Source organism: Nocardia sp. NPDC088792, assembly GCF_044750615.1.
In the GTDB taxonomy this organism is placed as follows: Bacteria; Actinomycetota; Actinomycetes; order Mycobacteriales; family Mycobacteriaceae; genus Nocardia.
On sequence record NZ_JBIVKC010000002.1, the window covers coordinates 1,643,677 to 1,669,901 of the forward strand.

At 67.1% G+C, this 26,225-nt stretch carries 26 protein-coding genes; 7 read left to right on the forward strand and 19 right to left on the reverse strand.

Going from position 1 to position 26,225, the window contains the following annotated elements; translation table 11 throughout:
- Positions 1–61: 61 nt before the first annotated feature.
- Positions 62–688: a TetR/AcrR family transcriptional regulator gene (locus ACIP5Y_RS16570; protein WP_400350987.1), complete on the reverse strand. Its 627-nt coding sequence runs from the start codon at positions 686–688 to the stop codon at positions 62–64.
- Entirely contained in the window at positions 688–1,041 is a 354-nt protein-coding gene (locus ACIP5Y_RS16575; RefSeq protein WP_400350988.1) for an SPW repeat protein, read from the reverse strand. The genes ACIP5Y_RS16570 and ACIP5Y_RS16575 overlap by 1 nt, the downstream gene beginning before the upstream one ends.
- A 154-nt stretch (positions 1,042–1,195) precedes the next feature.
- On the opposite strand from ACIP5Y_RS16575, the gene ACIP5Y_RS16580 reads away from it, so the two are divergent.
- The 3 genes from ACIP5Y_RS16580 to ACIP5Y_RS16590 all read left to right on the forward strand — a co-directional run bounded on the left by ACIP5Y_RS16580 (position 1,196) and on the right by ACIP5Y_RS16590 (position 3,508).
- Positions 1,196–2,389 carry an NAD(P)/FAD-dependent oxidoreductase gene (locus ACIP5Y_RS16580; RefSeq protein ID WP_400350989.1) on the forward strand — a complete coding sequence of 398 codons (1,194 nt, stop codon included), beginning with the start codon at positions 1,196–1,198 and terminating at the stop codon, positions 2,387–2,389.
- A 101-nt stretch (positions 2,390–2,490) separates the two neighbouring features.
- Positions 2,491–3,267 (forward strand): glutamate racemase, encoded by a 777-nt coding sequence (locus tag ACIP5Y_RS16585; protein WP_400350990.1) that lies wholly within the window; start codon positions 2,491–2,493, stop codon positions 3,265–3,267.
- A 28-nt stretch (positions 3,268–3,295) separates the two neighbouring features.
- Positions 3,296–3,508 (forward strand): hypothetical protein, encoded by a 213-nt coding sequence (locus tag ACIP5Y_RS16590; protein WP_400350991.1) that lies wholly within the window; start codon positions 3,296–3,298, stop codon positions 3,506–3,508.
- Between the two features lie 342 nt (positions 3,509–3,850).
- Here ACIP5Y_RS16590 and tuf read toward each other — a convergent pair whose 3' ends face one another.
- The 7 genes from tuf to hppD all read right to left on the reverse strand — a co-directional run bounded on the left by tuf (position 3,851) and on the right by hppD (position 10,970).
- Positions 3,851–5,041 (reverse strand): elongation factor Tu, encoded by a 1,191-nt coding sequence (gene tuf, locus ACIP5Y_RS16595; protein ID WP_397017127.1) that lies wholly within the window; start codon positions 5,039–5,041, stop codon positions 3,851–3,853.
- A 116-nt stretch (positions 5,042–5,157) separates the two neighbouring features.
- The gene (gene fusA, locus ACIP5Y_RS16600) at positions 5,158–7,260 is read right to left on the reverse strand and encodes an elongation factor G (protein WP_400350992.1); all 2,103 of its coding nucleotides are present in this window, start codon (positions 7,258–7,260) and stop codon (positions 5,158–5,160) included.
- 175 nt (positions 7,261–7,435) lie between these two features.
- Positions 7,436–7,906: a 30S ribosomal protein S7 gene (gene rpsG, locus ACIP5Y_RS16605; protein ID WP_040813378.1), complete on the reverse strand. Its 471-nt coding sequence runs from the start codon at positions 7,904–7,906 to the stop codon at positions 7,436–7,438.
- A complete protein-coding gene (gene rpsL / locus ACIP5Y_RS16610; protein WP_014353064.1) occupies positions 7,906–8,280 on the reverse strand; it encodes a 30S ribosomal protein S12 in 375 nt (124 codons plus the stop codon). Before rpsL ends, rpsG begins: the two co-directional genes overlap by 1 nt.
- Positions 8,281–8,559: 279 nt before the next feature.
- On the reverse strand, positions 8,560–9,135 hold the full coding sequence (locus tag ACIP5Y_RS16615) for a DUF3558 domain-containing protein (RefSeq protein ID WP_400350993.1): 576 nt from the start codon (positions 9,133–9,135) through the stop codon (positions 8,560–8,562).
- Positions 9,136–9,146: 11 nt separating this feature from the next.
- Positions 9,147–9,677 carry a DUF3558 domain-containing protein gene (locus ACIP5Y_RS16620; RefSeq protein ID WP_400350994.1) on the reverse strand — a complete coding sequence of 177 codons (531 nt, stop codon included), beginning with the start codon at positions 9,675–9,677 and terminating at the stop codon, positions 9,147–9,149.
- Positions 9,678–9,770: 93 nt separating this feature from the next.
- A complete protein-coding gene (gene hppD, locus ACIP5Y_RS16625) occupies positions 9,771–10,970 on the reverse strand; it encodes a 4-hydroxyphenylpyruvate dioxygenase (protein WP_400350995.1) in 1,200 nt (399 codons plus the stop codon).
- Between the two features lie 138 nt (positions 10,971–11,108).
- Here hppD and ACIP5Y_RS16630 point away from each other — a divergent pair, with 138 nt between their 5' ends.
- Positions 11,109–11,627, forward strand: a complete 519-nt coding sequence (locus tag ACIP5Y_RS16630; RefSeq protein ID WP_400350996.1) for an Lrp/AsnC family transcriptional regulator — start codon at positions 11,109–11,111, stop codon at positions 11,625–11,627.
- Positions 11,628–11,648: 21 nt separating this feature from the next.
- Here ACIP5Y_RS16630 and ACIP5Y_RS16635 read toward each other — a convergent pair whose 3' ends face one another.
- From ACIP5Y_RS16635 to ACIP5Y_RS16675, 9 genes are all read right to left on the reverse strand, one after another.
- Positions 11,649–12,293 (reverse strand): GntR family transcriptional regulator, encoded by a 645-nt coding sequence (locus ACIP5Y_RS16635; protein WP_400350997.1) that lies wholly within the window; start codon positions 12,291–12,293, stop codon positions 11,649–11,651.
- Positions 12,294–12,320: 27 nt separating this feature from the next.
- The gene (locus ACIP5Y_RS16640) at positions 12,321–13,313 is read right to left on the reverse strand and encodes an isopenicillin N synthase family dioxygenase (protein ID WP_400350998.1); all 993 of its coding nucleotides are present in this window, start codon (positions 13,311–13,313) and stop codon (positions 12,321–12,323) included.
- A 26-nt stretch (positions 13,314–13,339) separates the two neighbouring features.
- On the reverse strand, positions 13,340–14,500 hold the full coding sequence (locus ACIP5Y_RS16645; protein ID WP_400350999.1) for a nitrate ABC transporter substrate-binding protein: 1,161 nt from the start codon (positions 14,498–14,500) through the stop codon (positions 13,340–13,342).
- Between the two features lie 11 nt (positions 14,501–14,511).
- Complete coding sequence (locus tag ACIP5Y_RS16650) at positions 14,512–15,354, reverse strand: ABC transporter permease (RefSeq protein WP_400351000.1); 843 nt, start codon at positions 15,352–15,354, stop codon at positions 14,512–14,514.
- On the reverse strand, positions 15,354–16,103 hold the full coding sequence (locus ACIP5Y_RS16655) for an ABC transporter ATP-binding protein (RefSeq protein ID WP_400351001.1): 750 nt from the start codon (positions 16,101–16,103) through the stop codon (positions 15,354–15,356). Before ACIP5Y_RS16655 ends, ACIP5Y_RS16650 begins: the two co-directional genes overlap by 1 nt.
- 94 nt (positions 16,104–16,197) lie before the next feature.
- Positions 16,198–17,538 carry an amidohydrolase family protein gene (locus ACIP5Y_RS16660; protein WP_400351002.1) on the reverse strand — a complete coding sequence of 447 codons (1,341 nt, stop codon included), beginning with the start codon at positions 17,536–17,538 and terminating at the stop codon, positions 16,198–16,200.
- Positions 17,539–17,833: 295 nt separating this feature from the next.
- On the reverse strand, positions 17,834–18,949 hold the full coding sequence (locus ACIP5Y_RS16665) for a winged helix DNA-binding domain-containing protein (protein ID WP_400351003.1): 1,116 nt from the start codon (positions 18,947–18,949) through the stop codon (positions 17,834–17,836).
- Between the two features lie 29 nt (positions 18,950–18,978).
- Positions 18,979–19,953, reverse strand: coding sequence for an NADPH:quinone oxidoreductase family protein (locus tag ACIP5Y_RS16670; protein ID WP_397017099.1), 975 nt, complete (start codon positions 19,951–19,953; stop codon positions 18,979–18,981).
- 107 nt (positions 19,954–20,060) lie between these two features.
- Positions 20,061–21,905 carry a protein kinase gene (locus ACIP5Y_RS16675; RefSeq protein ID WP_400351004.1) on the reverse strand — a complete coding sequence of 615 codons (1,845 nt, stop codon included), beginning with the start codon at positions 21,903–21,905 and terminating at the stop codon, positions 20,061–20,063.
- 183 nt (positions 21,906–22,088) lie between these two features.
- Here ACIP5Y_RS16675 and ACIP5Y_RS16680 point away from each other — a divergent pair, with 183 nt between their 5' ends.
- Positions 22,089–22,862 (forward strand): acyl-[acyl-carrier-protein] thioesterase, encoded by a 774-nt coding sequence (locus ACIP5Y_RS16680; protein WP_397017094.1) that lies wholly within the window; start codon positions 22,089–22,091, stop codon positions 22,860–22,862.
- Between the two features lie 20 nt (positions 22,863–22,882).
- On the forward strand, positions 22,883–23,662 hold the full coding sequence (locus tag ACIP5Y_RS16685) for a hypothetical protein (protein WP_400351005.1): 780 nt from the start codon (positions 22,883–22,885) through the stop codon (positions 23,660–23,662).
- 211 nt (positions 23,663–23,873) lie between these two features.
- Here the strand turns inward: ACIP5Y_RS16685 and ACIP5Y_RS16690 are convergent, their stop codons facing one another.
- Positions 23,874–25,544, reverse strand: a complete 1,671-nt coding sequence (locus ACIP5Y_RS16690) for an FAD-dependent oxidoreductase (RefSeq protein ID WP_400351006.1) — start codon at positions 25,542–25,544, stop codon at positions 23,874–23,876.
- A gap of 183 nt (positions 25,545–25,727) precedes the next feature.
- On the opposite strand from ACIP5Y_RS16690, the gene ACIP5Y_RS16695 reads away from it, so the two are divergent.
- A complete protein-coding gene (locus ACIP5Y_RS16695; protein ID WP_400351007.1) occupies positions 25,728–26,219 on the forward strand; it encodes a SixA phosphatase family protein in 492 nt (163 codons plus the stop codon).
- Positions 26,220–26,225 lie beyond the last annotated feature (6 nt).

The window sequence follows — 26,225 nt, forward strand, 5'->3', positions numbered from 1 at the left end:
CGGGTCGCCGCGAAAGCTATTCACGAGCAAAGGTATTGGGGCATTGACGCCGGTCGGCAATTCAGCCCATGTGCGCCATACCCGCGGCAACCACCTGGGCCACATTGAAAATCTCATCCGCCGTCGGCAACGTCATGCCGTCCAGCGCGTGCAAACGGTCCGTACTCGCGATCGTGAACATGGCCGAAACCCAGGCCGCCGCACAAGCGCGCAAGGTGCCCGGCTGCACCGGGGACGGGGCGCTCGCCTGCAAAACCCGCACCGTCACATCCAGCAACTGATCACGCATGCGACGCAATTGCTTCCGCACATCCGGATGCGTATCCGCCTCCCGCCACATGATCACCCGCAGCACCGACGAATGATGATCACGCAGATTCAGCGCCGCATCCAGATTCACCAGACTCTTCACCGGATCACCCGGCGCCACCAGCGAATCGATGTCATCGATCGGCTCCGGCGGGACGCGCTCGGCCATCAGCGCCGACAGAATCGCGTCCTTGGCGGGAAAATAATAGAAAACCAGGCCTTTGGGGACACCGGCCGCCGCCGCGATGGCGGCGGTCGGCGTCGCGTCGAATCCTTTTGCCGCGAACAATTTCTCCGCGGCATCCAGGATGAGCTGACGGGCGTCGCCGTCCTCTTTCTTGGACCGGCGACGCCCCGCCCGAGGTCGTGGCATCTGCATCAGTGATGCGTCACCGAGTTCAGACGACCCGACACCGCCGGCATAGCCGCGGCCGCGGTGGCCACGGTCAGCGCGCCGACGATCCACGCGGTCCACGAAGCACCGCTGTAGTCGTGGAAATTCATCACCCACGGCGAGATGAACAACAGCACGCCCAGCACGCCCATGGCGTAATCGGCGGTGGTGCCGGCCATCTTGGCCAGGTGACCGAGCCCGCTCAGCGCGATCAGCACGCCGAGCACGATCAGGGTCCACAGAGCGCGGTCGCTGTGCGCCACCCAGATGGGCGACAACGCGGCGACGACGCCGAGAACGACGGCGACGGCGTCCTGTGCGCGGCCTTCGGTGAACATGAGGGGCCTCCTTAAGGCTGAGGATATGTCCTGATACCGGTATATTCCTGATTGACCGCCCGATCAATAAATGTTCAGCTACAATTCGGCGGCAGCTCGAGTGTGGCGCGGGACACATCGGCGCGGGACCCTGGGAACCGATAGGGTTTCCCCTATGTCGCAGGCGGTAGAACGCGTTCTAATTGTTGGTGCGGGGCTCGCGGGACTCCGCACCGCCGAAGAACTGCGAAAGACCGGATACGAGGGCGAACTCACCCTCCTCGGCGACGAGAACCGGGCACCCTACGACCGGCCGCCACTGTCCAAACAGTACGTTCGCGGCGAAACCGACGACACCACCTTGCGGCCCGCCGAATTCTTCGCCGAAAAGGGCATCGACCTGCGGCTCGGCACCACCGCAACCGGAGTCGACACCACCGCCCGGCAGGTCACCCTCGCCGACGGCAGCCGCCTCGGCTACGACCGGCTCATCATCGCCACCGGCCTGCGACCACGCCGCATACCCGGCTTTCCGGACGTCCACGGCGTCCATGTACTGCGCTCCCACGACGACGCGGCAAGACTCCGCGAACAACTCGCAAACACGGCCGAAGCGGTGGTCGTGGGAGCCGGTTTCATCGGCTGCGAACTCACGGCAAGCTTCCGGGCCCGCGGCGTGCACGTCACACTCGTCGAACCGCAGGCAACACCCCTTGCCGCCGCACTCGGCACCGAGGTCGGCGCACTCGTCGCACGCCTCCACACCGAAGAAGGCGTCGACGTCCGCTGCGGGATCGGCGTGGAATCACTTGTCACCGAAGGCGACACGGTCCGCGGCGTGCGACTCACCGACGGCACCGTCATCGACGCCGGTCTGGTCGTGATCGGCGTCGGATCCGTACCCGTCACCGACTGGCTCGCCGACTCCGGCATCCCCCTCGCCGCACCCGCCGACGGCGGCGGCGTACTCACCGACGACACCGGCCGGACCAGCGTCGACGGCGTCTGGGCCGTCGGCGACGTCGCCGCCTGGCCACACCACAGCGGACGCAACAAACGCGTCGAACACTGGACCAATGCCGGCGAACAGGCGCGACTGCTCGCCGCCGCACTACTCGGCGTCGAAGCGCCTGCGGGCGTACAGGTTCCCTACGTCTGGAGCGACCAGTACGAGCTGAAGATCCAGGTCCTCGGCACCCCCGGCAGCGCCGACGAGGTCCGCATCATCGACGATCAGGGACGTAAATTCCTCGCCCACTACTTCCGCGACGGTGTCCTCGTCGCCGTCGTCGGCGCGGGCATGACCGGCAAAGTGATGAAAATGCGCGGACAGCTCGCCGCCGCCACACAACCCCAGGCCGCCCACTAGCGACCGGACCCGGCTGCGCTAACCGCCGATCGGACGGCGGTAACGCACTATTTCGACCCGCAGTTCGCGAACAGCGGGGGTACTTCACTACCGTGACAGGTGTGATCGTCGCGCTCATCGACTCCGGATTTGGGCTGCTGCCCACTGCCGCCTGGTTGCGGAAGCTGCGGCCCGATCTCGACCTGCTGCTGCAGAACGACCCCGACGGGGCACCGTGGGGGCCGAAACCCGAGCAATGGGTCGTCGACCGGGTACTGGACACCGCCCGCGCCTCCCTCCGCGAGGGCGCGGAAGTCATTGTGCTGCCCTGCAATACGGCCAGCGTCACCGCACTCGAACACGTCCGCGCCATGGTCGGGCCGGACGTCCCCGTCATCGGCACCGTGCCGGCCATCAAACCCGCCACCGCCGCCTGCCGGAAAGTAGCGGTGTGGGCCACCGCGGCCACCACCGCCAGCGCCTACCAGGCCGACCTCATCGCGCGCTTCGCCGGCGATGCCGACGTCACCGGAGTCGCCTGCCACGGCCTCGCCGACGCCATCGACCGCGGCGACCTGCCCGGCGTGGCGCACGCCATTGCCGACGCCGCCGCGCGCACGCCCGCCGACACCGAAGGCATCGTGCTCGGCTGCACCCACTACCCCCTCGTCCTCGACGACATCCTCACCGCCCTCCCGCACGGCGTCCGCGTCTTCGACAGCGCCCAAGCCGTCGCCGCCCAAACCCTCCGCCGCATGGACGCCCTGGGCCGCCCCACCACCGGCGCCGGCACCGTCCGCGTTATCGCCTCCGGCCGCCCCGCCCGGCTCCCCACCGCCGCAGCCTCCTTCGACTCCGGCCGCATCCTCGGCGCCGTCCAGGCAGAACCCGCAGTTTGACCCCCCGCTCACCGGGCACGCCTCCCCTATGAGCACAGACGAAAAGATCCCACCGCCGCCGGACGGCGCAATACCCGAACCCGACATCACCGCCGCCCACCGCCGCGAAGCCCATCGCATGTCCGAGAACTACCGCGACGACCGCCCCACCACCGTCCTCCCCGGCAGCAACGGCATGATCTCGGGCACCGCCATCACCGACTGGCTCGACGAAAACGGCGACTCCCGCTTCGACCGATAGCTACCCGGCACTCGGAAACTGTTGACCAGCAATGCATATTCGGCGGCGGTGCGTTGCTGAGCGGTGGTTTTGTCGGCGTCATTGACGACGGAGACATAGCGGCCGAACGCGACATAGCATTTGTTCGCCCAATCGCCCGGTACCGGCCCCTTGGGAATCAGGCAACGAGCGCCGGGCACATGCGCGGGCGGGTCCTCGTCCACACAATCGGACCGATGCCTGGACAGCAACCAATCCGTCAGGGAGCCACCAGAGCTGGGGGCAGGAACGGCGAAAGGGCCGCTCCCCCTTGGGGGAACGGCCCTCTCAGCGATTCAGCGAATCACTCAGTGATTCAGGAAATCACTTGATGATCTTGGTGACGCGACCGGCACCGACGGTGCGGCCACCCTCACGGATCGCGAAACGCAGGCCCTCTTCCATGGCGATCGGCTGGATGAGCTTGACGCTCATCTCGGTGTTGTCGCCCGGCATGACCATCTCGGTGCCCTCGGGGAGGGTCACGACGCCGGTCACGTCCGTGGTGCGGAAGTAGAACTGCGGGCGGTAGTTGTTGAAGAACGGGGTGTGGCGGCCACCCTCGTCCTTCGACAGGATGTACGCCTGGCCCTCGAACTCGGTGTGCGGGGTCGTGGTGCCCGGCTTGATGACGACCTGGCCGCGCTCGACATCCTCACGCTTGATGCCACGAACCAGCAGACCGACGTTGTCGCCCGCCTGGCCGTTGTCGAGCAGCTTGCGGAACATCTCGATGCCGGTGATCGTGGTCTTGGTCGACTTCTCCTTGATGCCGACGATCTCGACCTCTTCGTTGACATTCACGATGCCACGCTCGATACGACCGGTGACGACGGTGCCACGACCGGTGATCGTGAAGACGTCCTCGATCGGCATCAGGAACGGCTTGTCGGTCTCACGGACCGGGTCCGGGATCGACTCGTCGACAGCGTTCATCAGCTCGATGATCGACTCGGTCCACTTCGGGTCGCCCTCGAGCGCCTTCAGACCGGAAACACGCACGACCGGCGCGTCCTCGTCGAACTCCTGGGTGGCCAGCAGTTCGCGGACCTCCATCTCGACGAGCTCGAGGATTTCCTCGTCGTCGACCATGTCGGACTTGTTCAGCGCGACCAGGATGTAAGGCACACCGACCTGACGGGCGAGCAGCACGTGCTCACGGGTCTGCGGCATCGGGCCGTCGGTAGCCGCCACGACCAGGATCGCGCCGTCCATCTGGGCGGCACCGGTGATCATGTTCTTGATGTAGTCGGCGTGACCGGGGGCGTCGACGTGCGCGTAGTGGCGCTTCTCGGTCTGGTACTCGACGTGGGAGATGTTGATCGTGATACCACGAGCCTTCTCCTCCGGAGCCTTGTCGATCTGGTCGAACGCGAAGGCCGCGTTCAGGTCCGGGTACTTGTCAGCCAGCACCTTGGTGATCGCCGCGGTCAGCGTGGTCTTGCCGTGGTCGACGTGACCAATGGTGCCGATGTTGACGTGGGGCTTCGTCCGCTCGAACTTCGCCTTCGCCACTGTTGTCCTCCTGGACTAGTTAGTGCGTGCTTTTTTGCAGCAGTGCGGTTTGTATTACAGGGGGTCGTTCGACGACCTGCTCGGGGCGAATTCTCGCAAACTCGCCCCGACGACGATTACTCGCCGGTCGCCTTGGCGATGATCTCCTTCGACACGTTGGCCGGAACCTCCGCGTACGAATCGAACACCATGGAGTAGTTCGCCCGGCCCTGGGTCTTCGACCGCAGGTCACCGATGTAACCGAACATCTCCGAGAGCGGAACCAGCGCCTTGACGACACGGGCACCACTGCGTTCCTCCATGGCCTGGATCTGGCCACGGCGGGAGTTCAGGTCGCCGATCACATCGCCCATGTACTCCTCGGGCGTGATGACCTCGACCGCCATCAGCGGCTCGAGGATCACCGGACCGGCCTTGCGGGCCGCTTCCTTGAGGGCCATCGCGCCGGCGATCTTGAACGCCATTTCCGAGGAGTCGACCTCGTGGTAGGCGCCGTCGAGCAGCGAGACCTTCAGGTTGACCAGCGGGTAGCCGGCCAGCACGCCGTACTGCATGGCATCCTGCGCACCGGCGTCGACCGACGGGATGTACTCACGCGGCACACGGCCACCACTGACCTTGTTGGCGAACTCGTACGTCGCACCGTCCTCGCCCACGAAGGGCTCCAGGGCGATGATGACGCGCGCGAACTGACCCGAGCCACCGGTCTGCTTCTTGTGGGTGTACTCGTGCTTCTCCACCGTCTTGGTGATGGTCTCGCGGTACGCCACCTGCGGCTTGCCGACGTTCGCCTCGACCTTGAACTCGCGGCGCATGCGGTCCACGAGGATGTCGAGGTGCAGCTCGCCCATACCGCCGATGACGGTCTGGCCGGTCTCGTCGTCCAGCTTCACCGAGAAGGTCGGATCCTCTTCGGCGAGCTTCTGGATCGCGGTGCCCAGCTTCTCCTGGTCGGACTTGGTCTTGGGCTCGATCGAGACCTCGATGACCGGATCCGGGAAGGTCATGGACTCCAGCACGATCTGGTTCTGCGGATCGCACAGGGTGTCGCCGGTGGTGGTGTCCTTCAGGCCGATGACCGCATAGATGTGGCCGGCGGTGGCGTTCGGAACCGAGTTCTCCTTGTTGGAGTGCATCTGGAACAGCTTGCCCAGACGCTCCTTCTTGCCCTTGGTCGAGTTGATGACCTGGGCGCCGGAGTCGACCTTGCCGGAGTACACGCGGATGTAGGTCAGCTTGCCGAAGAAGGGGTGCGACGCAATCTTGAACGCCAGGGCCGCGAACGGCTCGTCCGGGTTCGGGTTGCGGTGCAGGACTTCGTCTTCCTTGCCCGGCACGTGGCCATCGGCGCCACCGTCGTCCAGCGGGGACGGCAGGTAGTCGATGACGGCGTCGAGCATGGGCTGCACGCCCTTGTTCTTGAACGCCGAACCACACAGGATCGGGTAGGCCTCGGAGTTGACCGTCATCTTGCGGATGGCGCCCTTGATCTCCTCGATCGAGAGCTCCTCGCCACCGAAGAACTTCTCCAGGAGGGCCTCGTCGGACTCGGCGACGGCCTCCAGCAGTTCCTGGCGGTAGATCTCGGCCTGGTCCTTCAGATCCTCGGGGATCTCCACGACCTCGTACTGCTCACCGAGCTTGGTCTCGCCGCGCCAGACCTTGGCGTTGTTCTCGACCAGGTCGACGATGCCCTCGAAGGTATCCTCGGCGCCGATCGGCAGCTGGATCACCAGCGGGCGCGCGCCCAGGCGGTCCTTGATGGTCTGCACGGTGAAGTAGAAGTCCGCACCGAGCTTGTCCATCTTGTTGACGAAGCAGATGCGCGGGACGTCGTACTTGTCCGCCTGACGCCACACCTGCTCGGACTGCGGCTCGACACCTTCTTTGCCGTCGAACACCGCGACGGCGCCATCGAGCACGCGCAGCGAACGCTCCACCTCGACGGTGAAGTCGACGTGCCCGGGGGTGTCGATGATGTTGATCTGGTTGTCTTTCCAGAACGTGGTGGTCGCGGCCGACGTAATCGTGATGCCGCGCTCCTGCTCCTGCTCCATCCAGTCCATGGTGGCGGCGCCATCGTGAACTTCACCGATCTTGTAGGTGATACCGGTGTAGAAGAGGATGCGTTCGGTGGTCGTCGTCTTACCGGCATCGATGTGGGCCATGATGCCGATGTTGCGGACCTTGTTGAGGTCGGTGAGCACGTCCTGTGCCACGGAAATCTTCCCCGCTCGTAGCTAGTTGGGATTAACGGGAACGGCTCCGGATTTTCCGTGAGCCATCTCTGTCAACGTCTGGCGCGGCGGCTGAGTGCCCCTGGGGCGGCCCGGCCGCCGAATCAGACGTGTGACTCGCATCCCGGCACATCCGAACGGAGGGCCGGGCTGCAGGTCACCAGCGGTAGTGCGCGAACGCCCGGTTGGACTCGGCCATCTTGTGGGTGTCCTCGCGACGCTTCACCGAAGCGCCCAGGCCGTTGCTGGCATCCAGCAGCTCGTTGGCCAGACGCTCGACCATGGTCTTCTCGCGACGAGCGCGGGAGTAGTTGACCAGCCAGCGCAGCGCCAGGGTGTTGGCGCGGCCGGGACGAACCTCGACCGGCACCTGGTAGGTGGCGCCACCGACACGACGCGGCTTGACCTCGAGGGCCGGCTTCACGTTGTCCAGCGCGCGCTTCAGCGTGACGACCGGGTCGGTGCCGGTCTTCTCGCGAGCCTGCTCGAGGGCGCCGTAAACGATGCGCTCGGCAGTCGACTTCTTGCCGTCCAGCAGGATCTTGTTGACCAGCTGCGTCACCAGAGGGGAGCCGTAGACCGGGTCGTTGATCAGGGGACGCTTGGGAGCGGGACCCTTACGCGGCATTAGCTCTTCTCCTTCTTGGCGCCGTAGCGGCTGCGGGCCTGCTTGCGGTTCTTCACACCCTGGGTATCGAGGGAGCCGCGGATGATCTTGTAGCGCACACCCGGGAGGTCCTTCACACGACCACCGCGAACGAGCACCATCGAGTGCTCCTGCAGGTTGTGACCCTCACCGGGGATGTAAGCCGTGACCTCGACCGCGCTGGTCAGGCGAACACGCGCGACCTTACGCAGCGCGGAGTTCGGCTTCTTCGGGGTCGTGGTGTACACGCGGGTGCACACGCCACGACGCTGCGGGCTCCCCTTGAGGGCCGCAGTCTTGGTCTTGGCGACCTTGTCGCGGCGACCCTTGCGGACCAGCTGGTTGATGGTTGGCATAGACCGGCTTTCCTTATTAGTAACCAGGTGTCTGGAACTTCATGTCTTTGTCATTCGAGCTTTCCGCCCTGTTCTCGCGGCATTTCGCCTCCACGAGGTCGGGCGTGTCGCACGCAGCTCCGGGGCCTTTTATCGGGCACGCTGGAACGGTCAGCCGCTCTCGCTGGCCTACGTACTGCATACGAACCTGCCCGAATGCTTCCGGGCACAGCGATCCACGATACCCGGCGGCTCTATCAGGGGCAAAAAGGGGTCCGCCGACAGGGGCTGGTAGAGCGATTATTGAGCCAGATTGAGGGTCAGTTCAACCAGTTTCTTGGCTGCTGCGCAGGGGTCCGGATGGGCGGATCCGGGCCGGTAGTTGACCCACCAGCCGATGATCCCGGTGTCAGCGGCAGGTGCCATCACACCGCAGGCGTCGGCATCGTTCGGGCGCTGGGTCTGGATCGAGCGGCGACCCTGGACCGTTATGTCGTTGGTCACATAACCGAGTTTTCCGTTGTTCGTCTTCTCGTTGGCGATCGAGCCCTGCTCGTACCAGTTGAGGGTGACCAGGCCGCTGCCGGCGCTGCCACCGGTGATGTTCCACATGCAGACCGCGCCGTTGAAGGACGGTTCCAGGCTGGTCCCGTCGCCGACGGTCTTGGCGATGTCGTCGAGGGCGACGACATCGCATTCGCGGAGCAGTTTGTCGAAGTCGGTATTGATCTTGCCGGGGCTGCCGGTGCTCTTGCCGGCGGGCAGGGCGTTGCCGGAGATGGTCTTGCCGCAGCCGCCGACGGTGGCGGTGACCGCCAGCACGGCGAGGATCACGGCGGTCCGTGAGCGCCGCCCGGGGCGAAGTGTGCGCCGCATGTCCGTCCCCCTCATCCGAGCCGCTGCACGGTCAGTTCGGCCATCTGCCGGACGCGGTCGCAGGGGTTGCCGAGATTGCTGCCGCCGAACAGGCCGTAGGAGATGGACCATTCGAAGAAGTCGTCGTCCAGCTGTACGGCGAGGTCGCAGATGCTGTTGCCGGGGTCCAGGGCCTGGAAGCCGGGCTTGCCCTTCACGTCGATGGTGTCGGGGGCGCGGCCGACGCTGGATACCCAGGCCTTCTCGCGGTCGATGGGGCTGCCGCGGTAGGACGCGAAGGTGACGCTGGCGCCGCCGAGGCCGCCGGCCTGCCAGTTGCAGCCGACCGAGTTCTTGTAGGCCTGGGTGACCGCGCCGAGCGCGCCCAGCTTCGCTACCTCGTCGTCGGTGAGGTGTCCGCACTCACCGACGAAAGGGCCCAGGGTCGCCACCTTCGGCGGGGCCTGCACCGGGCCGTTGCCACCCGAATCGCTCTTCCCCCCGCACGCAGACAGCAGCACTACGAGGCTGAGCCCCGTAACGATCGCCGACGTGATCCGCATGCCCGAAACTCTACTGGTTTCGGGCCGCGGGGCATGTCGAGCCGGGTTCGCTGCGGTGTTGCTTTCGCGCGTGCCGCTGGGTTGCGGTGCTGCTCAGAGGTTTCCGCGTGCGTCCTGTTCGCGTTCGATGGCCTGGAACAACGCCTTGAAGTTGCCCTTGCCGAAGCCGAGTGAGCCGTGCCGTTCGATGAGTTCGAAGAAGACGGTGGGGCGGTCGGTGACGGGCTTGCAGAAGATCTGCAGCAGATAGCCGCCCTCGTCGCGGTCGACCAGGATGCCGCGGGACTTGAGCTCCTCGACGGGAACTCGGACGTGGCCGATGCGGGCGCGCAGTTCCGGGTCCTCGTAGTAGGTGTCGGGGGTGTCGAGGAATTCGATGCCCTCGCGGCGCAGGGTGTCGACGGCGGTGAGGATGTCGCCGGTGGCGAGCGCGATGTGCTGGACGCCGGGGCCGCGGTAGAACTCCAGGTATTCGTCGATCTGGGACTTCTTGCGGCTGACGGCCGGTTCGTTGAGCGGGAACTTGACGCGGTGATTGCCGTTGGCGACGACCTTGCTCATGAGGGCGGAGTAGTCGGTGGCGATGTCGTCGCCGACGAATTCGGCCATGTTCTCGAATCCCATGACGCGGCGGTAGAACTCGACCCATTCGTCCATCTGCCCGAGTTCCACATTGCCGACCACGTGGTCGATGGCCTGGAAGATGCGCTTGGGCGCGCCGTCGCGCGGGACGTAGGCGGAGCTGCGGGCCACGTAGCCGGGGAGGTAGGGGCCGTCGTAGCGGGAGCGGTCGATGAGGGTGTGCCGGGTTTCGCCGTAGGTGGCGATGGCGGCGGAGCGGACGGTGCCGTTTTCGTCGGTGTCGTCGTGCGGTTCGACGAGGATCTTGGCGCCGTGATTGCGGGCCCAGTCGATGCAGCGGTCCACGTCGGGGACCTCGAGGGCGATGTCGATGACGCCGTCGCCGTGCCGATCGTGGTGTGCGACAAGCGGACTGGCGGGGTCGACCGCGCCCTGAACGACGAAACGGGCGCCGCCGCTGCGCAGTACGAAGGACTTGTGATCGCGGTTGCCGGTTTCGGGGCCGCTGTAGGCTTCGAGCCGCATGCCGAAGGCGGATTCGAGGTAGTGGGCGGTCTGGGTGGCGTTGCCGACGGCCCAGACCAGGGCGTCCCAGCCGGAGACCGGGAACGGGTCCGCGGCGGCGTCGTGGTCGACGAGGCCGACGAGACGGCGCAGGTCATCGGGTTCCGGGCGGTCGGCGGAGGGCTGGGCTGCAACGTCGATGCTCATGAACTCAGCAAATCGCCATGGTTCCAATTGGGCAATATCGCCGAATTCGAGTAGACACCCTGGTGAATTGGGGCATCATTTGCTGCGTTGTGCTGGACAATTTGAATAGAAGCATCGTCCCCGAGCGGAAGGTCCACCATGGCGCGTACGCCGGCCAAGCTGGACGAACTGGATCTGGCCATCCTCACTGCCATGCACGAGTATCAGAAGGCCGGAATCCTGGAGTTGTCACGGCGCACGCGGGTCGCCCGCGCGACCGTGCAGTCGCGCATCGCGCGCATGGAGGAGGCGGGGGTGATCTCCTCCTATGATCCCCAGATCGATGTCACCGCAGCGGGTTTCGACGTGCAAGCGTTCGTGACGCTGGAGATCGCGCAGGGCGCGCTGGATGCGGTGGCGGCCGATCTGGACAACATTCCGGGGGTGCTGGAGGCCTATGCGACCACCGGTACCGGCGATGTGTTGTGCCGGATCGGCGCGGATTCGCATTCGGGGTTGCAGTCGGTGCTGCTGAGTATCGATCGGTCGGGTGCGGTGGTGCGGTCACACAGTGTGGTGGTGCTGTCCACGGTGGTGGAGCGGCGCGCGCTGCCGTTGCTGCGGACGCTGACGCCGGCGAGTTCGAGTAAGGCTCCGGCATACCGGAATACGCACTGAGCCGATGCCCGCCGGGCCGGTTCAGGCTCGGGTCAGGCGGGTGATCAGTCCGTGAACGTGCGCGTCGGCGGCGTCACGGGCGTCGGCGGCGTGGCCGGATTCGAGGGCGTCGAGGATGCGGCGGTGTTCGCGCAGTGCGATGCGCCGGTTGCGTGGGTGCTGCCAGAGGTCGCCGCGGTAGAGGTGGGCCTGGGCTTCTAGGCGCGCGAGTTCCTCGGTGAGCGTGCGGTTTCCGGAACGCTCCCGGATGAAGGTGTGGAATTCGAGGTCGAGTTCGGTGTCGCGGGCGGGGTCGGCGTTGTCGAGCAGGTTCTCTTCCTGTGCGGAGAGCATGGCCGCGAGTTTGCCGAGATCGAATTCGGTGAGGCGGGTGGCGGCGGCTTCCGCGGCGAGGCCGTCGAGGGCGGCGCGCACGGTGAGGACCTCGCGGATGCGGTCGTCGTCGACGACGGCGACACGGGCGCCGGCGTGCGGGACGGTCACCGCGAGGCCCTCGTAGATGAGCTGTTGCACGGCTTCCCGGACCGGACTGCGGCTCACGCCCAGCCGGGCGGACAGTGCGAGTACGGACAGCGGTGTGCCGGGGGCGAGTTCACCGGACAGCACGAGTTGCCGCAGTTGCCGATGTACCGAGGGGCCGAGCAGTTCGCTGTCCGTGTCGGTCATGGGTGTCCTTTCGTGATGGTGTCGAAACTACCGTTGCGGCCGGTAGTTGGCCTGCACGCGCTGGGTGAGGAAGTCGGCGGCGGTGACGGGCGGGTAGGCGCCGCCGGGTCCCTGGATGACGGCGTCGCGGTCGGCCTGGGCGAAGTAGGCGATGCTGTAGCGGTCGCCCTGGTATTCGTCGGGGCCGGGGCCGCGGACCCGGTGGAAGTTGGAGGGCAGGGCGTCATCGCTCCAACGCGTGAGCATGTCACCGATATTGCAGGTGATCAGGGTGGATGACGGTGTGATGGAGGTCCATTGCTGGTCGGCCATCTCCTTGCCGGGACAGACCTGCAGGCCGCCTTGTCCGTCGCGCTGGAAAAGCAGGGTGAGGCAGTCGAAGTCGGTGTGGGCGCCGGCGCGCCAGCGGCCGGGGACGGCGCGCAGTGCGGGCGGGACGGCGAAGTAGTGCAGCAGGCGCAGGGTGGATTGGTAGTGCGGGGAGGCGGGATCGTGTGCGGCGGTGAAGTGTTCGCGGGGGAAGCCGAGCCGGTCGGCGAAGCAGGAGAGGACGCGCACGGCGACGGTCCAGCAGGCGTGCTCGAATTCGAGGACGGCTGCGGTGAATCCAGGGAGTTCGGTGTCGGCGGGCCAGAGTCCGGTCATGTGCGGGCGGGTGATCTGGTAGGACTCCTTCTGGTCCGGGACGCCGATGGAGGGGCGGACCTGGGTGAGGCTCTCCCATCCGGCATTGTTCGCTTTGACCAGGGGGTATTGGGCCTTGACGGGTTCGGGGAGGGCGAAAAGGTCTGCGGTGCGGGCGAAGATGTCGTCGATCTGCGGTTGCGGGATGCCGTGGCCGGAGAGCTGGAAGAAGCCGATCTCGGTGGCGGCGGTCCAGAGTTGGTCGGTGATCTCGGTGCGGCGGGCGTCGAAATCGGTGAGGTCGATGACATGGATCTCGCGGGTGTCGGTTTCGGAGCCGAGGCCGCCCATGCGCTGTTCGCGGGCGACTTCGGACAGGTCGTAGCTGGAGGTCATGGGGTTTCCTTGTGTGGTCAGGGTTTTCAGCCGGTGACGGTCTTGTCGAGGAATTCGGTGGTGACGAGGTCGCGGGCCGTGAGGTGGTCGGGGACGGCCGCGCCGCTCTTGCGCAGGATGGGGGCGAAGCCGTCGATGACGCGCTGCACCCGGGCCAGGTCGAAGCTGCCGATCACGCCGTCGGTATCGGGGCCGAGGAGACCCTTGTCGATGAGAGTCTTCGAGCCGTAGGCCGCGAGGGCGGCGCTGTAGGGCGTGAACTTCGGGGTCTTGGCGACGACGTCGACCACGATGTCGTTCACGTGGCTCGGGTCGGCGCGGAATTGCGCGGTGGCCCTTTGGATCATGGGGACGAGGCGTTGCAGGCACGGTCGCAACTCGTTCAACTTGTCGGCGCGCACGTTGACGGTGCGGGCGTAACCCTCGTAGCCGACGTCGCGCAGTAGTTGATACGCGACCGGTTTCTGCCAGGCCGAGACCTCGTGCTCGTAGACGTAGGGCTCGGAGTTGGCGAAGCCCTGTTGCGCGAGGGTGGGATCGGCGACGAAGCGGGACGGGGAATTGTCGTACGAGGTGTCGATCTGCTTGCTGTTCAGCAGGCCCTTGGACACCAGCCAGTCGGGGTAGAGCTGCCCCTGCGAGACCACCACGGGTGCACCGGTTTTCCCGATGTCGGCGATGCCGTGCCAGTCCGGATGGCTCTTCGGGTCCCACATGATCATCTGCGGGCTGTCGCGCAACAGGGTGGTGACGGCGATCAGCGGTTGTTTCGCGGCGGCGGCCACGGCCTGTTCGGAGTGGCTGAGCCCCAGCGTGATCGAGGGGTCGACATACATCTGGGAGGGGACGGTCTGGAAGCCGATGGCGGGGCCGCCGGCCCGGATCTCCAGTTTCACGCCGGTGTCCTTGCCGTCCACCACGAGGGGACCGGTGACCTTGCCATTGTCGGCGTCTACGCGGTAGCCGGGACCGAGCAGCCCGAAGAGCGGACCGGAATCGGTTTCGGGTTCCCATTGCAGCTGGACGACGACGGTGGCGGGACAGACACCCGAAAGCTGTTGCGCGGCAGGCGCGGCGGGCAGGCTGACCGGGGCGGAATCGGTGGTACCGGAGGACGAGCAGGCGGCGGTGGCGACGGTGAGTGCGGCGACGGCGGCCACGCCGAGTCCGCGCAGGCGGGGGTGCATGATTCTCTCTTTCAGCGGCCGGAGGGGTGCCAGCGGCCGACGGTGAGCCGCTGAGCGGCGGTGAAGACGGCGAAGACGGCGACGCCGAACAGGGCGGCGAGGACGAGGGCGGCCAGTAGATCCTCGGATTGCAGCCGGGCGCGGTACATGTCGAGCAGGGTGCCGATGCCGGGTTGGCCCTTGGCGAAGAACATGTCGCCGATGACGGCGCCGGTGACGGAAAGTCCGGCGGCGGTGCGCAGCCCGGCCATGATGGACGGCAGCGCGGCAGGTAGTTCCAGAGAGATCAAGCGGCGCAATCGGTTCGCGCGGCCGAGGGTGAAGAGCTCCCGCAGGTTGCGGTCGACGGATTGGATACCGAACAGGGTCATGGCGATGATCGGATGCACCGCGATGAGCACGCACACGATGGTGCGAGCGGTCGAGCCGTAACCGAACCAGAGGCCGATGAGCGGCACCACCGCCAGCACCGGAATGGCTTGCAGGACCACCGCGTACGGATACACGACGCGCTCGACCACCTTGGCCTGGCTCATCAGCACCCCGATGGCGATACCGAGGACGGCGGCCACCGCCAGTCCGGTGACCGCCACGCGCGCGGTGACGGCCAGCGCCCGCAGCATGACCTCCAATTTGGCCGGGTTACTGAGGGATTGGGTGAATACCCGGTCCGGTGTCGGCAGTAGGAACCGCCGGTCGGGTGCGAGCAGTAGCAGGGAGACGGCGTACCAGGCCGCGAGCGCCAGGCCGACGCAGACGACCGGCACGGCCAGCCGCGCGAGCAGGCGCTGCGGCCGGAAACGCAGGGCCGGGCGGGTACGGACAGGTGCGGCGGGTAAGGCGAGACCGACCATCAGGAGGCTTCTTTCAGGGATCGGGACACGCGGGACACCAGTGCGGTGAAGGCGGGTTCGAAGCGCAGTTCGCGGCCGCGCGGGTACGGCAGATCGATATCGATGACCTCGTGCACGCGGCCCGGCCGGGCCGACATGACCACCACGCGTCCAGCCAGGAACACCGCTTCGGAGACCGAGTGCGTGATGAACAGGGCGGTGAAGGCGTTGTCGCGGTACAGCCGCAGCAGTTCCTCCTGCATGCTCAGCCGGGTGATCTCGTCGAGCGCGCCGAAGGGCTCATCGAGCAGCAGTAGTCGCGGTTCCAGGGTCAGGGCGCGGGCCAGCGACACGCGCATGCGCATGCCGCCCGAGAGCTGACCCGGCAGTTTGGTCGCGAAGTCGGCCAGGCCGACCGCCGCCAGGGCGCGGGTGGCACGAGCGCGGCGGGTCGGGCGGTCGATGCCGCGCAGTTCGGCGCCGAGTTCGACATTGCGCTGCACTTTGCGCCAGGGCAGCAGGGTGGCTTCCTGGAAGATGAAGCCGACCGAATCCGCCTCGACCACCACCCTTCCCGCCGTGGCCTGCTCCAATCCGGCTGCGACGCGAAGCAGGGTGGACTTGCCGCAGCCGGAAGGCCCTACGACGGCGACGAATTCGCCATTGCCGATGCGCAGGTCGATATCGGCGAGGGCCACGACCTCGCCGGTGCCCGTGCCGTCGTAGCGCTTGCCGACGCCGGCGAAGGAGATCTCGCCCACCGCACTCACCTTCTCTCCTGTATTGCGTGCAACATGTGCGTGAGATCAGTGTTGCCGAGTTGAATTACATGCAATCGATGTGCTGTTTCGAAATCATTAACAGCTACTGCATGTCACTTAGCTGCTTCGTGAGCGTCCGCTCGTCAGTGCGGCTACTGCGGCCGTCGCGGAGTACGGCTTCGCCGTCGACCCACACGGTGTCCACCACGCGCGGCGATGCGGTGGTCAGCAGGGCCGCACCCGGATCACGCACCGGCAGGCAGGCGAAGTCGCGATCGAAGCGGAGCAGGACCAGATCGGCCGGATCGCCGACGGTCACGCCGGCCGGGCCCGCGGGCAGGCCGAGGGCGCGGGCAGCGCCGCGGGTCGCCATGTGCAGCATGTCGGGAAAGCCCAGCAGGTCGGCCTGCCGATGGGCGGCGCGCTGCAGGTACGCGCCCATGCGCAGGGCCAGCAGCATGTCCTGGGTGTCATTGCTGGCCGCACCGTCCACACCGAGGCCGATATCGATTCCGGCGGCCCGCATTTCGGGGATGGGAGCGATACCGCTGCCGAGCCGCATATTGCTCAGCGGGTTGTAGGAGACGGCGACCCCACGCTCGGCGAACACTTGCCGGCCGTGTTCGTCGAGGTGGCAGCAGTGCACGGCCAGTGTGCGCGGTCCGAGCAGGCCGCCGCGGTCCAGGTAGTCGACGGCCGAGCAGGCTGCATGCAATCGGCACATGTCATCGTCGGTGGTCGTCTCCGACAAGTGGATGGAAATGGTTTTGCCGGTGCGCCCGGCGTATTCGCGCACGGCGGCCATGCCGTCGGGGGTGAGGCAGCGCGGGTTGGGCACGGCCAGTGCGGTGGTGATGCGGGAATCCGCCAGGCGCGCATCGAGATCGTCGATATGAGCGAGGACTTCCGGAAGTGGTTGCAGCAGTCTGGGATCCATGCCCCAGCGCCGGGAGGCGTCGGCCCGATCGGCGATGCCGCGCCCGAACACCACACGCAGGCCGAGTTCGTCCAGCGCCCGCAGTGCCGCATCGTGCACGGCCTCCGAAGGATTCGGCCACATGTGCTCCACCACCGTGGTGACGCCGCTGCGCAGCAGTTCGAGCCCACCGGCCAGCGCGGCGAGATAGGTCTGCTCGGGTGTGGCCGCCACCGTGAATTCGCCGACGCAGTGCAGCCATTCGAGCAGCGGCAGCCCCTCCCCCGCCCCGCGCAGTACGGATTGCTGCAGGTGAGTATGGGTGTTCACGAATCCTGGAATCAGATGACCGCCGCTACCGTCGACCCGCGGCAGGTCGAGACCTGTTCCCGCACCGGCTCCGACAGCGGTTATGCGTCCGTCCTCGACAACCACATCCTGTCCTGCCAGCCAGGCGGGACCGGTAGGTGTGGCGGCGTAGACGGTGACGTCGCGAATGACGGTGGACAAGGGCGTAATGCGCACCATGCGGCATTCCTCCGGGAAATGCGGCTGGTTCGCCCGCTCGGTGCCGAACGGTGCCCGTACGCCCGTTGCAGCCGGTGAGCGCCGTGCGGGAGAGCCTAACCGGACCGTATTTCATTGCGGTTAAACCACACCGGGCCGCTCGCGCCGAGGCCACAACCCGGGACGTACTCCGGACGAGCCGGACTCACTGGAGCGGACACCCGGCCCGGGACTGCGTAGCGCCGAGCCGGCCCGAAAGAATCGCCCGCCGGTGGTAGCCGGCGCGACGGCCGGCCTCCGTTCGGCGTGGTGCCGGTCAGGGACGGAGATTCGCTCCCGGGTCGAGGATCTCGACGCTCGGGGTGCGGTCCGGCTCCAGGAAGCCCAGTAGCGCATGGGCTTCCGCTTCGACGGCGGCGCGTTCGGCCCTCGACCAGGTGGTGTGAGGACTGATGCGGAGGCGAGCGGTGTCGCGTTCAGGGAAGATCTTGTAGATGCCGGATAGGTAGCCGTCCACCAGGATCGAGGAGACCTGGGCGGCGAAGGCTTGCAGGGGTGGAGCGGAGCCGTCGGGGATGATGCGGGTGCGGTCCTGGTGGGAGAGCAGGGCATTGTCGTACCAGCCGAGGAAGCGGACGGGAGCCGGCAGCTCCGGGTCGGCGAGGCCGGTGTCGGCGGCGTCGTAGAGGGTGCGGCCGCGGTCGTCGGTGTAGAGGCGGACGCGGTCGCCGAGGCTTTCGACGGCCTTCTTGATGCCGGTGAGCTTGGACCAGGTCTGCATGTCCATGGTGGTGGCGGGGCCGAAGGCGCGCAGGTAGCGCAGCAGCAGTTCCGCCAGCGGGTAGCCGGGATCCAGTGGTGTGCCGAGCCAGGGTTCGACGCGGGACCAGACGGGCCGGCTGCTGTCGCCCCAGCGGCCGCGGGGCGGGGTCTGCAGGACGGGGAGCTGGTAGAGCCAGGTTTGCAGGACCGCGCCGGGATCGCGGTCCGGGTAGCGGGCGGCGGCGTGGGTGCGGAGGTCGGCGGCGGGCATGGGTTCGTCGCCGAGGACGGAGTCGCCGTGGGCGCGGACTTCTTCCGGGTCGAGGCCGACCATGGCGCCGTAGTTGAAACCCTTACGGAAGGGGATCTTTTCGAGTTCCGGCTGGATGTGCGGTGCGATGCGCAGCGCGTCCGGCGGGGTGACCAGGTGAATGGTGCCGCGCATCAAGGTGATTCGCACCAGCGAGCGATCGTCGAGTCCTTTCGACACCGCCTCCGGGTCGAAATCCCTTATGCGGCTCCAGGATGCGACGAACGGCGGCAGCATGTCCTGCGCCTGCAACCCGATCAGGTGATCGCAGAGCTCCGGAACCGTCAGCGCCGAACGCTCCAGCAGATACTGGCGCTCCAGCAGTGTCCGGTTCAGAATCCGGTTGGACAGCTTCACCATTCGCTCACGGTAGCCGAACCGTCCGACATTCAGCGGAGGGTGACGACGACCTTGCCGGTGGCGGTGCGCTTGTCCAGGGCGGACACGGCCTCGGCGGTGTGCGCGAGGGTGTAGATCGCCGGATCGGGCGGGTTGATCTTGCCGTTGGCGAGCAGCGGTTCCACTTCTGCCCACTGTTCCTGCAGGTACCCCGGGTGGCTCATGACCCATTCACCCCAGGCCGCGCCGACCACTTCGACGTTCTTGAGCAGCAGGCGGTTCACCTTGACGGTGGGGATGTCGCCGGCGGTGAAGCCGACCACCAGCAAACGGCCGCCGCCCGCGAGGGAGCGGACGCTATCGGTGAAGCGGTCGCCGCCCACCGGGTCGAGGACGATGTCGACGCCGCGGCCACCGGTGATCTCCTTGACCGCGTCCAGCCAGCCGTCGGTGAGCACCACATCGGTGGCGCCGTTGGCGCGGGCGACCTCGGCCTTCTCGTCGGTGCTGACGACGGCGATGACCCGCCCGGCGCCGAGGGCCTGCGCCATGCGCAGGGTGGAGGTGCCGATACCACCGGCGGCGCCGTGCACGAGAACGGTTTCGCCGTCCGCGATGCGGCCGCGGTTGCGCAGGCAGAAGTGCACGGTGAGGTCGTTGAACAGCACGCCCGCACCCGCCTCCAGCGAGACGTTGTCGGGCAGTTTGAAGACCATGTCGGCGGGCGTCACCGCGACATCGGCGACGGCATTGCCGAGCAGGGTGAGGGCGACGACGCGGTCACCGGCCCGCACGTGGGCGCCTTCGGGCGCCTCGCGCACGATGCCCGCGATCTCGCAGCCGACGACGTAGGGCAGCGCCGGTTTCATCTGGTAGAGCCCGCGCGTCATGAGGACGTCCGGGAAGGCGATGCCGGCGGCGTGCACGTCGATGACGACGCCGCCGGGATAGGCCGCCGGTTCGGGGATGTCGAGGACCTCGATGGCTTCCGGGCCTTCCAGCTTGCCCACCACTGCTGCTCGCATACTCGATCAACTCCGATCCATCCGACTGCGGATACAGCGAACTTAGTCCATTGAACTGTGAATTGTCCCGGTCGCCCGGTTTCCGGTGTCAGTGCGGCCCGTATTCATCAGCGATGCTCGTATTCCTGCATCGGCTCATTGGCGGCGACCTGACCGTTGCTGGTGATCACCAGGGCGCTCGCGGTGATGCGGTACATGGTGCCGTCGCCGGGATTGGTGACCGTGTAGCCGCCGGACCCGTCCGGCACCGGATCGTCGATCGAGATGGTCGCGCCATCGCTGATGCGCACGCCCTTGTAGTAGTAGCGGCCGGTGCTGGTGCGGCAGATGGCAATTCGCGAGGCGGTGCTGCGGCCGACGGCCATGGCCGGATCGTCGGCATTGCACCGCGGTCCGCCGGCGGTGGTGAAGCCCTGCGTATCCGTGCCCGCGACGGTGCCGACGTAGGGGGCGAGGGTGGTGGTGACGACCGCGGGGGTGGTGTAGCCCGGCCCGCTGCCGGCAGTGGGCGGCGCGGTGGTGGCGGGCTCGCCGGCGGTGCCGCCGTTTCCGTTGTGCGACACGATCATCCAGCCGACCACGCCCGCCAGCAGCAGCACCACGACGATGAGCGCGCCGACCAGGTAGGGCAGTGAACCGCGTTCGCGGGGCGGCAGCGGCAGCGGGGCGGAGGGGTGGTCGTACAAGGGTTGCGGGCGCGAGAAATCCGAGGTTCCGGAGGGGCGGGCGCCCACCGGATAGCCGTACCCGGCGGGCGGGACCGACTGCTCGCCCGAGCCCGGCCGCTGCGGCTGGTACGTATAACGGGGCGGGACGCCCTGTTCGTTCGAAATGTTCTGCGGTCCAGCGGAAATGCCCGGTGCACCCGGCCCGTACGCGGCGGGCGGATACCCCTGGCCCGGGATCGGCTGCGATCCGGATCCGTACGGTCCGGACGCGCGCCCGGCGTGCATGGTCGGGTCCACGCGACTCTGATCATAGCCGACGGGTATCGCCCCGCCGGGCGAGTGCTGCTGTCCCGCATCGGGATACGGCTGCCACGTCGGCGGGTGGGTGACCGCGGGCGGCACGGAGGTGCGGGTGGGCTCCCCGGGCAGGGTGAGCGCCGTGCGGGCGGCGCGGGCGAGCTGCCCCGCGGTGGCGTAGCGGCGGGCCGGGTCCTTGGCCATGCCGGCGGCCACCACCTGGTCGAGGGTGACGGGTACGCCCGGCCGGGTGCTGGGCCGCGGTGGCGGGGTCATCATGTGTGCGCGGATGGTGGCGAAATTGCTGTCGCTGGGGAACGGCACGCCGCCGGTGAGGGATTCGTAGAGCACGCAGGCGAGGGCGTAGACGTCGGCGGCCGGGGAGACGGCGGCGCCGTGTTCGAAGCGTTCGGGCGCCATGTAGGCGAAGGAGCCGATGGCGCTGCCGGTGCCGGTCAGCTGCACGTCGGATTCGGCGTGCGCGATACCGAAATCGACCAGGTAGGCGAACAATTCGCCGGTGAGCAGGATATTGGCGGGCTTGACGTCGCGGTGCACGAGGCCGCTGTCGTGGGCGGCGTCGAGTGCGGCGGCGATCTGTTCCACCACCTGGACGGCCTGCTCGGGCGGCAGTGGTCCTTCGTCGTGGACGTAGGCCTTGAGGTCGCGGCCGCGGACCAGCCGCATGTCGATGTAGAGGACGCCGTCCACTTCGCCCCAGTCGTGGACCGGGATGACGTGCGGTTCCTGGAGTTTGGCGGCGGTGCGGGATTCGCGGCGGAAGCGTTCGACATAGGTGGGCTGCCCGGCGAGGGTTTCGTCGAGCAGTTTGAGCGCCACCACCCGGTCGCGGCCGGTGTCGTAGGCCTCGTACACCTCGCCCATGCCGCCGACGCCGAGCAGTTTGCGCAACTCGTACTGCCCGAACCGCGAACCGGCCCTCGCACCTGCGGCCACCCGCGTCGCCTCCCCGTGTTGTATCTGCAACAAGGCAAGGCTACGGGGTGGGTCCGGACGGTGTCATGCTCTGCGTAGCAGGAGTACAGACGACTCGACGCGAGTGGGTCGCGTCCGCCCCGTAGAGTCGTGTCACGGACTTCGGTCAGCAAGCGTCGGACAAGGCGCTTATTGAGAAGAAACGCGGCACACCGTGCAGCGCGAGGAGCACAAGTGTCACTCGATCAGCCACTCGCCCCGCTTCCCCAGGAGGGCATGGGTTTCGCTGCGGCGTGGCCCGTCCGGGCTGGCGATGTGGATCCTTATCAGCGGCTGCGATTCGATGCGGTGGCGCGCTATCTGCAGGACATCGCCTGGGAGGAAATGCAATCCGGATTCTTCCATCGCACGGATCCGGCGTGGATCGTGCGGCGGACGGTGGTGGATGTGATCCGGCCGATCCATTGGCCGGATCGGGTGCAATTGCAGCGCTGGTGTTCGGCGATGTCGACGCGGTGGACGAATATGCGGGTGCGGATCACCAGTGCGGACGGCGGATTGATCGAGACCGAGGGGTTCTGGATCAATATCAACGAGTTCACCAATATGCCGACCCGGATCAGTGACGAGGGCCTGGCGGAATTGTCGAAGACGACGGCGGAGCATCGTTTGCGGTGGCGGCCGTGGCTGACGGATGCGACGCCGCCGGAATCCGATGTGGATCTGACATTTCCGGTGCGTGCCACGGATATCGATCAGTACAACCATGTCAACAATGCCGCGTATTGGCAGGCTGTCGAGCAGTATCTGGTTGACTATCCGAAGCTGGTGGCTGGTCCGCATCGGGCGGTGATCGAGTACATCGCGCCGGTGTGGGCGCGACAGCACATCAGTGTGCGCAGCCGGTTCGAATCCGGCGACCGTACCGGGCATCCGGTATTGAGGTTGTGGTTCATGGTGGAGGGATTGACGACGACGGCGGTGCGGATCGGCCCACTGCCGGGTTGATTCGCGACAGGAGGTCGCCTGTGAAGCTCTCTTCCTCGGCGTTGCTCGTTGCACTACCCGCGGTGGCCGTCACGCTGACCGCGTGTGACCAATCCACGAATTCGACACCCGGCACTTCCAGCAAACCAGCGGCAAGCACCACCGTCGCACCCAGCACCACCGCGGCCGGCAGCACGGCCCCGAAGCCGGTGCCGCCCAGCCCGACCCGGCCGCCCATGCCCACCGCGCCCTCTCCCGCGGACGTCGACTGCGGCCCGATCACCGGATCCAACGGCCGGAGCGCGAACGTCATCGCCTACGCACGGCAGGTCGGCATCGCCGGCTGCACCGAAGCCGTCACCGTCGCCCACGACTACGTGAACGCGACCCGCACCGACGACGCCGTCCAGGTCGACAACTGGACCTGTGAACCGCAGCCGGACACCAATGTTCCGCACATCTGCTTCAAGGACGGCCTGCTGCTCGGACTGCGCGGCGGCGCCTCCTACCTGCTGCCGCCACCCCCGCCGCCCACCACGACCCCACCGCCGACCACCACCTCGACGGCGCCCATCGCGGATGCCAACTGCGGCACCGTCACCGACGCGGGCGGCGGCACGCGCACGGTGATCGCGGTCGGGACCCCGGCCGGCCGCGTCGGCTGCACCGAAGCCATCAACGTCGCAACGCAATACGCGCAAACCATCAGCAATACCGACGTGGCCACCATCGACGGCTGGAGCTGCAATGCCCAGCCCGACCCCGAGGCCCCCTCCATGTGCGCCAAGGACGGCCTCCAGATCAGCCTCCTCGCCCACTGAGAGGGCCGTGCGGCGACCAACGAAACGCGGCCCCGCCCCGGGAAAAGGGCGGGGCCGCGGCACCTTCGAAGGCGCGAGGGCAGGCCGCAAGCCCCGAGGAGCTCACGCTTTCGAACGCGCGGGGGTCAGGAGCGTCAGCCCTGAGTGCTTACGCATTCGGAGGCATGAGGGGTTTCAGGGGCGTCAGCCCCTGAGAGTCACGAGAGTTGTTCTACCCTTTGGCGGCCTTCAGCAGATCTTCGAGGCTGGTGAACTTCACCCGGGGGCGGCCGGCGGACTTGCCGGCGTTCTTCTCCGCCTGGTCGATGGCCTTCCAGCCGTCGCGGCCGATCTGGTCGGGCCGGCGTTCGGCGAGGAGGGCGGTGAGGGCGGCGCGGTTGCCTTGCGGCGCGGCCAGTTTGCCGCCGACGAAGTCCTCGATGAGCTGGTCGACGGTTTCCTGGGAGTCGATGCGGTTGGTGCCGATGACGCCGCGCGGGCCGCGCTTGATCCAGCCGGAGACGTAGACGCCGGGAACGGGTGTGCCGTCGGCGCCGAGGACGCGGCCCTTGGCGTTCGGGATGACGCCGCGGGTCTCGTCGAACGGGATGTCCGCGACCGGTTCACCCTTGTAGCCGATGGACCGCAGGACCAGTCCGGTTTCCAGCACGCCGGTGCGGTCGGAGCCGCGGGCCATGAGGACGCCGTTCTCCTCGACCAGATCGTTCTCCTGGTATTCGAGGGCCTGCACCTTGCCGTCGCCGGTGAGGGCGGTCGGAGACACCAGGTAGCGGAACACGATTCGCTTGTTGCCCGGGGTGGGCTTCGCGGCCGCGTACTCCTCCGCGAGGGTGTACTTGAGCCGCAGCGACGGTTCCACTTCGGGATCGTCCAGCTGCGCCTGCGAGGACGGATCGAGCGTCAGTTCGGCGGGATCGATGATGACGTCCACGCCCTTCAGGTGCGCGAGCGCCAGGAATTCCGGTGAGGTGTAGGCGGCCTGCAGCGGGCCACGGCGGCCCAGCACCACGACCTCCCGGATATTGCTGCGGCGCAGCGCATCCAGGGCATGGTCGGCAATGTCCGTCTTGGCCAGTTCATCCGGATTGACAGTGAGCACGCGGGCCACGTCGAGCGCGACATTGCCATTGCCGACAATGACGGCCCGTTCGCCGCTCAGATCGAATTCGCGGTCGGCGAAGTCCGGATGCCCGTTGTACCAGGCCACGAATTCGGTGGCGGAGTGGCTGCCGGGCAGGTCTTCCCCGGGCACCCCGAGCTTGCGGTCGGTGGCGGCGCCGACGGCGTACAGCACGGCGTGGTGGTGGGCGAGCAGTTCGTCGTGCGAAATATGCTTGCCGACCTCGACATTCAGCCGATATTGCAGGGCGTCGCGGCGGAAGGCCGATTCGAACAGTCCCGCAACGGACTTGGTGCCCGGGTGGTCGGGTGCGACGCCCGCGCGCACCAGGCCGTACGGCGTGGGGAGCCGGTCGAACAGTTCCACCTCGACATCGGCACGGCGCAGCAGTTCCTCGGCGGCGTAGCAGGCGGCCGGGCCGGCGCCGATGATGGCGACGCGCAGCGTGCCGAGTTCCTTGGGCGCGCGGTTGGGCGCCACGAGCGGCTCGAAGTTGGATTCGAGCGGGTGCCGCTGGAAGTAGGCGGCATTGATGTCGCGGAACCGGGCCAGCGACGCGAGCAGGTCGTCCTCGGAGAAGATGGCGTCGACCGGGCAGGCGTCGACGCAGGCACCGCAGTCGATGCAGGTGTCGGGGTCGATGTAGAGCATCTCGGTGGTCGCGAATTCGCGTTGCTCGGGGGTGGGGCGAATGCAATCGACCGGACACTCAGGTACGCAGCTGGCGTCGTTGCAACAACGCTGCGTGATCACATATGCCATATCTCGCTGATCCTCGAAACTGTCGCGTGCTGGTGCTTCTCCGCCCGGGATCGAGCGGGTTCGGTAGAACACGTTCTAATATAAACGGCGTTCACCAACTGTCGGCACTGCGGTGTGACGCCACTTTCAGTGTGCCTCGAGTGTGAGCGCGGTCTCCAATCGACACCGCATACCGTAGTGCGCATGGTGCGGACTCTCATCTTGATGCGGCATGGCAAATCCGGCTACCCGGACGGCGTGCCGGACCACGACCGGCCGCTGGCGCCCCGCGGTGAACGAGAAGCGGCGCTGGCCGGGGCATGGCTGCGCGAGACCCAGCCGCCGATCGATCACGTGCTGTGCTCGACGTCGGTGCGCACGCGGGAGACCTTGTTCCGCACCGGGATCACCGCGCCCGTCTCGTACGAGAAATCCATCTACGAGGCGTCGCCGCACACGCTGATCGAAATGATCCAGCTCGCGGACGAACAGGTGCGGACGCTGCTGCTGGTCGGGCACTCCCCCGGAATGCCGTGGACGGCATGGGAGTTGGCGGCCAACCGAAGCTCGGCCGCGGCCGAGGAGATGAGTCGCAAATTCCCCACGTCGGCGCTGGCGGTGATCGAATTCGATCGCCCGTGGGCCGACGCGGATCCGGGCACCGGAGAGCTGGTCCGCTTCCACGTGCCCCGCTGACCCGCG